General features: G+C 66.7%; 7 protein-coding genes and 1 pseudogene. 2 read left to right on the top strand and 6 right to left on the bottom strand.

Annotated elements, in window-relative coordinates; translation table 11 throughout:
* The first annotated feature begins 138 nt into the window (after nt 1-138).
* The gene (locus Q319_RS0121365; protein ID WP_162178692.1) at nt 139-504 is read left to right on the top strand and encodes a CatA-like O-acetyltransferase; all 366 of its coding nucleotides are present in this window, start codon (nt 139-141) and stop codon (nt 502-504) included.
* Here the strand turns inward: Q319_RS0121365 and Q319_RS0121360 are convergent.
* From Q319_RS0121360 to Q319_RS0121330, 6 genes are all read right to left on the bottom strand, one after another.
* Nucleotides 501-3,812 carry an AAA family ATPase gene (locus Q319_RS0121360; protein WP_029484442.1) on the bottom strand — a complete coding sequence of 1,104 codons (3,312 nt, stop codon included), beginning with the start codon at nt 3,810-3,812 and terminating at the stop codon, nt 501-503. The two genes, Q319_RS0121365 and Q319_RS0121360, sit on opposite strands and share 4 nt — an antisense overlap.
* Nucleotides 3,813-3,917: 105 nt before the next feature.
* A complete protein-coding gene (locus tag Q319_RS0121355) occupies nt 3,918-4,460 on the bottom strand; it encodes a GerMN domain-containing protein (protein ID WP_029484441.1) in 543 nt (180 codons plus the stop codon).
* Nucleotides 4,460-5,824 (bottom strand): N-acetylmuramoyl-L-alanine amidase, encoded by a 1,365-nt coding sequence (locus Q319_RS0121350; RefSeq protein ID WP_034416188.1) that lies wholly within the window; start codon nt 5,822-5,824, stop codon nt 4,460-4,462. Before Q319_RS0121350 ends, Q319_RS0121355 begins: the two co-directional genes overlap by 1 nt.
* Nucleotides 5,825-5,882: 58 nt before the next feature.
* On the bottom strand, nt 5,883-6,314 hold the full coding sequence (gene smpB / locus Q319_RS0121345) for an SsrA-binding protein SmpB (RefSeq protein WP_029484439.1): 432 nt from the start codon (nt 6,312-6,314) through the stop codon (nt 5,883-5,885).
* A gap of 499 nt (nt 6,315-6,813) precedes the next feature.
* A complete protein-coding gene (locus Q319_RS0121335) occupies nt 6,814-7,539 on the bottom strand; it encodes an SDR family oxidoreductase (RefSeq protein ID WP_029484438.1) in 726 nt (241 codons plus the stop codon).
* Between the two features lie 88 nt (nt 7,540-7,627).
* Nucleotides 7,628-7,873, bottom strand: coding sequence for a hypothetical protein (locus Q319_RS0121330; RefSeq protein ID WP_029484437.1), 246 nt, complete (start codon nt 7,871-7,873; stop codon nt 7,628-7,630).
* A gap of 459 nt (nt 7,874-8,332) precedes the next feature.
* Here Q319_RS0121330 and Q319_RS27570 point away from each other — a divergent pair.
* Nucleotides 8,333-8,567, top strand: a pseudogene (locus Q319_RS27570) (hypothetical protein); the annotation flags it as partial.

The following is an 8,567-nucleotide window of genomic DNA, read 5'->3' as shown; positions in this document are numbered from 1 at the left end:
GTGCGGCTCAACAGACCCGTGATGAAGGCAAAGGCTATGCTAGACGGACGAAACGTAGACATCTCGCCAAAAGAGCGCAGTGACCGTACTTTTTCAAGTTCTGTCGCTGCGCTCTGCGTTGCCGACGGCACTCAGGCTTTGACTGGAAACTCTTGGTGGACAGAGCTGGGCGGGGATTTCGCCGATTTTGTGGACAACCACCGCGCCGACGCACAGAACTTCGGTTCGTCACAGGACTACCTGCCCAAACCAAATACGCCGCCCAACGCCCTGAATATCTCCGTCGCGCCGTGGCTGGGCTTCAGCGCCTTCGAGCTGAATATTCAGAATGGGGCGGATTATTTGTTGCCCATTTTTACGGTGGGACGCTACGAGGAAAGCGGGGGCCGACTGCGGATGCCGGTGGCGCTGCGGGCCAACCACGCGGCCTGCGACGGCTTTCACATCGCGCAGTTTTATCAGGAGTTGCAACGGGAATTGAACACCTTTACACCCACGCCCTAGCCCTCCACCATCACGCGGCGCACGCTGTCCTCGGCCTGCTTGATGCTCAGCACGCGGCTGGCCCCGCTGCCGTCGGTGGTCACGCCCCACAGGGCAGTGGCGACTTCCATCGTCGCCTTCTGATGCGTGACCAGCAGGAACTGTGCGCCGCGCGCGCTAAAGCGTTCCAGAAAAGCGGTGAAGCGGCGGATGTTGGCCTCGTCCAGCGGGGCGTCCACCTCGTCCAGCACGGCCAGCGGTAATCCTCCCGCCCCACCGTCGCCGCCCGCATGGTTCAGCGCAAACAGGAAGCCCAGCCCCGCCATCGTGCGTTCCCCGGCACTCAGGAGATTGAGGTTGCGGGTGCGCTTGCCTTTGGGCTGCACGGCCAGGCGCAGGCCAGTCAATCGACCCGAGTCGTCGCTCTCGCCCTCCAATTCGCCCTCGCCGCCCAGCAGTTCAGCGCTGTACTCGCGGAAGGCAGCGTTGACGCGGGTAAAGGCAGCACGAGTGGCGGCCCCTTCCGCATCCTGCAACTCTCCAAGGTGAACGCGCAGTTCTGTGGTTGCCCCCTCTGCATCAGCAGCTTCGGCCCGCTGGGTGGACAGTTCGGCCAGTTCGGCGGCGTGATCGGCCTCAGCGCGGGCGTTGACGGTGCCCAGACCTTCCAGTTCGGCGCGGGCGCGGGCCAGTTCCGCCGTCCACTCGCGCGGGGTGCCAGGGGGAGTACAGCCGTCGGGCAACGGTTCCAGGCTGCCCTCGCGGCGGGCCACCAGCACGCGCAAGTCGTCCAGGCGGGCGCGGACCTTATTCTGGGTGCCGATCAGGTTAGCGTAGGCCACGGCAGAAGCTTCGCGGGCAGCCTCGGCACGGGGGAACTCCGATTCGTCCAGTTCGCTCAGTGCGGCCTCACGGCGGGCAAGTTCGGCGGCGGCGGCACCCAGATGCGTGTCCTGGGTGATGGCAGCAGCGGTATTGGCGTCCAGCCGGGAACGCAGATCGGCGGCGCGGGTCTGGGCGGATTCATAAGCCCGCCACGCCGCAGACAGTTCGCGGGCCAGGGCCAGCGCCTCGGCGGTTTCCCGTTCGGCGGCCCGGCCCGTCTCGGCGGCGTGGCGGGCGGCGGTCAACTGGATTTCCAGTCCCTCCACATCCGGCATTTCCAGGCCAGCCACCATCTCCACTTCCGGCCCCAAGCGCGCCAGCAGACGGTCCCGGTTCTCGCCCAGACTACGCGCCTGCGCGGTCAGCTCAGTCACGCGGCGCTCTGCATCCCGTTCCTCGCGTGCGGCGCGTTCGCGGGCGGCCAGCAGCGCGTCGTGTCGCTCAGAACCGCTTTCCAGGGTCAGCCTCAGCCGCTCAAGGTCCGCCGAGAGGCGCGTTCCGAGTGCATCGGCCTCCTCCAGTTCCGCCTCCAGCTCCTGAAAACGGCGCTGATCACTCAGTACGCCCGCGCCGCTGTCGCGCAATCTACCCCCGGTGATGGCCCCCCCCGGTTCCACCAGTTCGCCGTCCAGGGTGACCAGACGCGGGCGGTTGCTGTGAGAGCGGGCAATCCGGTTGGCGGCACGCAGATCCTGAACCACCAGCGTATCGGCCAGAATCGCCTGTCCCACCAGCGGCGGATCGCTGGGGCACAGGTCCGCCAGATTGCCCACCACGCCCGATTCATGCAGGAATTGGGCGTCCCGGCGCGGGCGGGCGCGGATCAGGTCCAGCGGCAGGAAGGTGGCCCGCCCGCCCGAGCGCTTCAATTCCTCGATGATGTCGCGGGCGTCGTCGGCGCGGCCCACCACCACCTGCTCCAGCCGCCGCCCCAGCGCCGCGCCGATGGCGGTCTCGTACTCGGCGGGCACGGTCAGCAGGTCCGCCACCGAACCCACGATGCCGGGGTGGTCCAGCCGCAGGGCGTTGCGTGCGCCCTCGCCGTAGCGGGCGTAGCTGTTGAGGGCCGTTTGCAGGCGTTCACGCTCGCGGCGCAGCGGGGCTACGCTGGCGTTCACGCGGGCCAGTTCGTTCGTCAGGTGGCGTTCCTGATTCGCGGCAGCCTCCCGTTCGGCGGCCAGCGCGGCGTACTGCGATTCGGCGTATTCGCGGGCGTGGCGCGAGATGGTCAGCCGTTCGGCAGCCGCCTCCAGCCCTTCGGAGGCCGTTTCCAGATTCCCCTCGGCCCGCTCCAGCTCGGCGCTCAGGGTTTCGCGACTGGCGGCGGCGCGGGCCACGCCCTCGGCGGCGCGGGCGGCCAGCGTGCGGGCGCGGGTCAGTTCGGCGTCCAAGGTGCGGGCGCGGCGTTCTGCCGTCTCAGCCTCACTGCGAATCTGGGCAGAGTCGGCTTCCAGCGCGGCCAGATAGGGGGCAGGTTGGTCCGGGGCCACGGTGGGCAGGCCAGCCAGTTCGGACGTCAATGCGGCAGCTTCCCCGCGCAGATGACCCCGGTAGCGTTCGGCCTGAGCATGGGCGTCGCGGGCAGCACTGAGCGCATCCAAGGCTCCGGCGTGGGCATCCCGGCGGGCGCGGGCGTCCTGCGCGGCCTCACGGGCGGCTTCCACCCCGGCGGCGGCGGTCTGGACCTCGGCGGCGAGGGCAGCGCTCTGAAGTTCAAGCTGTACCGTCTCACTCCTGGCCCCGGCAATCTCACGGTGCAATGCGGCCTGACGTTCGCGCTTCAGGGCATCTTCCAGCGCCAGCGTCCGCAGGGTCAATTCACGCCAGCGGCGGGCCTGATGGGCGGCGCGTTCCAGCCTTGATACCGCCGCCTCCCGCTCATCTAACAGCAGGCGCAACCCGGCCAGATGGGTGTCGGCCTCCTTCAGACGGGCCTCAGTTTCCTGGCGGGCGCTGACGGCGCGGGACAGCCCGGCGGCCTCCTGCACGTAGCCCAGCAGCGTGCGGCCCTCCGCGCCCACCACGCCGCTGACCTCGCCCTGGCCGATCACCGCCAGCCCCCCTGGCCCCAGTCCGGTGCCACGCAGGGCGGCCTGAATGTCGCGGGCACGCACGGGTTTACCGTTCAAATCCTGCTCGCCCGCGCCGTCACGGTAGATGCGGCGCGACAGGTTCACGCGGCCCTCCGATGTCTGCAATTCCAGTTGCACCTCGGCCAGCCCCAGCGGAGCCTTGCCGCCGCTGCCGTGGAAGATCAACTCGCTGCCGCGCCCCGCCCGCAACTCACGCGCCCGCGCTCCATGCGTGACCCAGCGCAGGCCCTCCACCACGTTGCTTTTGCCGCTGCCGTTGGGGCCGATCACGGCGCTGACGCCAGGGCCGAACTCCAGCCGCGTGCGCTCGGCGAAGCTCTTGAAACCTTGAAGGGTGATGGACCTCAGCATGGCTGCGGGTCGAACCGTCAAACTGTCAAAACGCAAAAAGATTAAAAACCCGGTGTTCTCAAATCTTTTGAGCGGTTAGACCGTCAGACGGTTTGACATCCCCCCCTACCCATCGGCGCAGTCCTGCCGCGTGAACGGGTTACGCAGATCGATCTGGCCCAGGGTGTCCACCGGCTGGCCGTTCAGGATGAAGGTCACGTCGTCGCCGCGCGTATCGAGCAGGGTGCGGGTCAGGGTACACAGCAGCATGCGCTCGCCGCTGGCACCGTAGCGGAGGTTGGCGTAGGCGGCAGGCAGATCGACGTAGTAATGCGTGCCGCGCAGGTAGACCTTGGGGGCCGCCGTTCCCGCAGGCACCACCGCCAGATTGGCCGCACTGCTGGGGCCAGTGGCCCAGATGTTCAGGGCGGCCTGGGCCACGGCGCGTGGGTTGCTCTGGGTGACCTGCACGGTGCGGGTCTCAGGCTTCAGGGCGCGGACCTGCGGATCGGTGAAGTACACCTGCACCTTCATGGCGGTGCGCTCGGCGAGCTGCAACTTGGGGGCTTCTGGCAGCGCGGGTGGCTTTTGCACGGCCTGAAAGCCCAGGACGGCAGCGGCCAGCAGCGCGGCACAGATCACGTTGAACAGCGAGAACAGACGGCGGATCATGGCGTGGCTCCGGGCGCGGTGGCCGTGATATCGGCATTGTTGTTGGCGCGGGCGGTCAGGTAGGTGGCCACCGAGCGGGCCACCGCCACCGACAGCGCCTGCACCCGCCGCTCCACGCTCAGGTTCGCCAGATCCTTAGAGTTGCTGGCCCAGCCCAGCTCCAGCAGCAGGGCGGCCTGCGGGGCCTCGCTGAGGGTCATGACCCGCGACAGGTTGCCCTGCCCCGCCGTGATGTTGCCGCCCTTGAGTTCACCGCGCAGCAGTTCGCTCAGGCGGCGTGTGCCCCCGGTATCGCCCACCACCAGCGAGCCGTAGGGCAGCGTACTGCCCACCCGCACGCTGTTGACCAGTTGGGACGGTGCCTTGCCCGCCGGTTCGTAGACGGTCACGCCGCTGCGATTAGAGCCGGGAAAGCGCCCCAGGTCCAGCGCCAGATACACGTCGCTCTGGCGGGCCAGTTGCCGTTTCTGATCGCGGCTCAGGGCGCTGCCCGTGTCACGCGTCACCTGCACCTGCCAGCCTGCCTTGGTCAGCATCTCTGCGGCGCGGCGGGCCACGTCCAGCGTCGGATCGCGGCCAATTCCGGCCACCTTAACCGGGTCCAGCACGATCAGCGGGCGCGTGACCCGCTCCAGAATGGCCGGGCTGCCGCGCGGAATGCCCGGTCCCAGGTCCAGCACCACCCGCACGCCGCCGGGACGCACCACCTTGTAGACCCGGTAGCCACTGGCCGCCGTAATCGGGGCACTCAGAATCAGGTCGTCGCCGTCGCGGCTGACCTCGGCGGACGGCAGAAAGGCCCCGCGCGTGGTGTACTTGCGGGCCTCGCCCTTCACGCCGCGCAACCGGATCACCACGCGGCTGCCGCGCGCCTCGTCGGTCAACCCCACGTCGCGGCTGAGGTCCAGCACCAGCCGGTCACTGTCCTGGCCCGCGCGGCTGCTGGCGCCCAGCAGTTCCGGCTGCACCAGCGTCAGCTTGCCCTGCTCGTATCTGGCCCCCAGCCCGGTGGCCAGGGTGGACAGGGGCAGGTACACCGAACCGTTGACCCACGTTGCCGCCTGTCCCTGGATGCGCCGGGTATCGAACTGCACCGTGTTGAAATCCGTGGTGGCGCGCTCCTGATCCAGATCGATGGGCAGCAGCAGCGTGTGACCCAGCCCAGTGATTCGCATCACCGAACCGTCGCGGACCACGTTGACCAGCTTACCCAGCGCGTCCGCGTTCACATATTCCGCGCCGTACAGGCCGATGCTCTCCACCTGTTGCCCGGCCAGATTCAGCTTGCCGTAGGTGATCTGCGCGCCCGCCAGCCCGGCCAGCAGCAGGGCCGCCGCCAGAACGGGCCAGGAGCGCCGCATCCCACCACGGCTGCCGCCAACGGGCGATTTTAGAAAAAACAACTTCACAGCCCCCACATCACAGTGACCGCAATTCGCGCTGCACGGTCTTCTCGGCCTCGGCGCGGCGCTTGTCGTGCAGCTTCTTGCCGCGTGCCAGGGCCAGTTCCACCTTGAAATAGCGGCCCTTGGCATACAGGCGGGTGGGAATCAGGGTCAGGCCCTTTTGCTCCAGCCCACGCTTCATCTTGGCGATTTCCTCGCGGTGCAGCAGCAGGCGGCGGGTGCGGCGCGGCTCGTGGTTGTTGTAGGTGGCCTCGTTGTAGGTGGGGATATACAGGCCCTCCAGATCGACGTTGCCGCCCGCGAGGCGGGCAAAGGCGTCGCGGAAATCGACGCCCCCGGCGCGGACGCTCTTGACTTCACTGCCGGTCAGGCTGATGCCCGCCTCGAAGCGCTCCAGCAACTCGTACTCGTAATGGGCGCGGCGGTTGGTGTACACGCCCCGCAGTCTAGCAAAGCTGGTGTGAGGTGTTTTGAGACCCTGACCACCCCAGCCTGTGCAGGGGCGGCAGCAATGAATGGGCCATGAGCAGCACGAGGGGGACAGTCGGCGGACAGCCCCATCACCGTGTCGGCATACGGGCCAATCCTCGCCGAGATAAACGGCGGCAGCAAAATGGACATCAGGGGGGATATTCGGAAAGGCCAGCCGGAGACCAGTGCGGGAGAGGCTGGCCACACTGCCTAGCCGATGCCCGCCACCAGAAGAGTCATGAGGAACACGAGCAGCCGGGGCCGTGGATCGCCTGGCGTCCACACGATTTCCGGCACGCGCAATTCCAGCGCCAGCAGCGTGACCACGGTGGCAAAACGCTGCCGCCGAAGCCACGCACCCGGTCAACTGGAATGTCACGAGCGCTGGGTTGGGGCAGGGCAGCTTCAGCCCAGGTTCGGCCATGCGACACGCTGCATCCGGCCCAACTCAACCCTTATTTCAAGCGCTGCGCCTACTTCTGCGGGGGCTTGCTGGGCCGCACTTCCACCTTGCTGGGCAGCGTCCGCACGGGCATGTTCAGCAGGTCCACCGTGAGCTGCGCGATGTCCTCCGGCTGAATCTTCCAGGCGTCGGCTTCGCTGGGCGTGTGCCCGGCAAAGTGGGTGGCCACACTGCCCGGCATGATCTGCGTCACCTTGATGTCGTGCTGGCGCAGATCCAGGGTCAGCACCTCGGACAGGCCGTTCAGGCCGAATTTGCTGGCGTTGTAGGCCGCGCCACCCGCAAACGGATTCTTGCCTGCCAGACTGGACAGCGTGAAGATGTAGCCGCCCCGTTTCTTGAGGGCCGGAATGCCCGCCTTGATGGTGTAGAAGGCCCCCGACAGGTTGGTGTCGATCACGTCCTGCCACTGCTCCACGGTCATGTCGGCCACGTTGGCGAAATTGCCCACGCCTGCGTTGACGAACAGCACGTCCAGCCCGCCGAAAGCCTCGGTGTGGGCGTTAACCTCGCGCTCCAAGGCCGCCGGGTCACGCACATCGCAGACCACGCCGCGCGCCGTGCTACCGATCTTGCGGGCCGCCTCGGTGATTTCCTGCTCATTGCGGCTGGTGATGGTCACGGCGTAGCCCGCCCCTGTCAGAGAACGCGCCACCTCGTAGCCGATGCCCTTGCTGGCCCCGGTGATAAAGGCGCTGCCGCGTGTCCCTGCCTGCTGTGCTGCTTGATCGGTCATTCCCCGACGCTAACACGCTCCGGGGTCAGGCCAATGAATGAACGGGCGCAATACATGGGCGCAGGCGTGAAACCAAGACGGATGGGCCTCAGCGCGGGTGGTTGCCGTTCCGAGACGCTGCCCCAATGCTGTGTCCGTCCTCCGGCTGGGCTTCCGGGTCTGCCGAATGCCGCAGGAAGGAATTCAAGGCGATGGCCAGCGCAACGGCGGCGGCCCCCAGCACGGCCAGGGCGCTCATCTCAGCCACACCCAGGGCCAGCAGAGCACCGAGAATCAGTCCAGCAACTCCGCCCATCACCACCCAGGTGGCGCGGTGGCGCAGGCTGATAGTCATGCAGCGCCTCAAATATGCGTTTCTGTTCATCGTGCGCCTCCCTTCATCTGGCCCTCAGTTTACAGTAAGACTGAGCGACGGGTCAGCGGGGCCTGCACAGTCACGCGGCGCAGGACGTCAATGGTTGGGGATGGCGCAGCGGACTCATATGGATTCCGTTTGTTCCGTTAACAAACTGGGAAAGCGCCAGTTTGCCAACTCCACGCCTGGAACCCGCTTCCCTCATGCTCGCTCTCATCATGAACAGACGCCCATGACTTGCAAAGCTCCGCAGGGAAGGACGCTCTTCCTATGCTTCGCAGCTCTGCGAGTCCCGCTCAGATTTCCATCGTTCTGTGAATAATTCAATCGGAGTCCGTATCAGCAATGGTTCGGACAGTTTTGACGAAAAGTAGGGGTGGCCCAAAAAACGGGTCTCCGGTAGGGTGAGGTTCTCAAGCCCACACCCAAGGAGACCCAATGACTATTTTACCTGTGCTGCTCACCCTGCTCAATCTCCCCGCTGCCCAACAGCGTTTTTTCCTCCACCTGATGCCGGTGTGGCAGGCCATTCCTGGCCGAATCAATGCCCTGAATCTCAGCCGTTACAGCGGACTCCACGAACGTACCTTCCGCCGATGGTTTCAAAAGGCCCTCCCGTGGAATACGCTCCAATGGAGCGTACCGGAACTCCTCGTGCGGCTGGGCGCACTCG

This window comes from Deinococcus marmoris DSM 12784, assembly GCF_000701405.1.
GTDB lineage: Bacteria > Deinococcota > Deinococci > Deinococcales > Deinococcaceae > Deinococcus > Deinococcus marmoris.
Note: the sequence above shows the minus strand (reverse complement) of the source record. Positions and strands in the feature narration are given on the sequence as shown.

Excerpts from the sequence above, each read along its gene's own strand:
- Q319_RS0121330 (WP_029484437.1), bottom strand. The coding sequence starts at position 7,873 with ATGACTATCAGCCTGCGCCACCGCGCCACCTGGGTGGTGATGGGCGGA.
- Q319_RS0121360 (WP_029484442.1), bottom strand. The coding sequence starts at position 3,812 with ATGCTGAGGTCCATCACCCTTCAAGGTTTCAAGAGCTTCGCCGAGCGC.
- Q319_RS0121350 (WP_034416188.1), bottom strand. The coding sequence starts at position 5,824 with ATGCGGCGCTCCTGGCCCGTTCTGGCGGCGGCCCTGCTGCTGGCCGGG.
- Q319_RS0121335 (WP_029484438.1), bottom strand. The coding sequence starts at position 7,539 with ATGACCGATCAAGCAGCACAGCAGGCAGGGACACGCGGCAGCGCCTTT.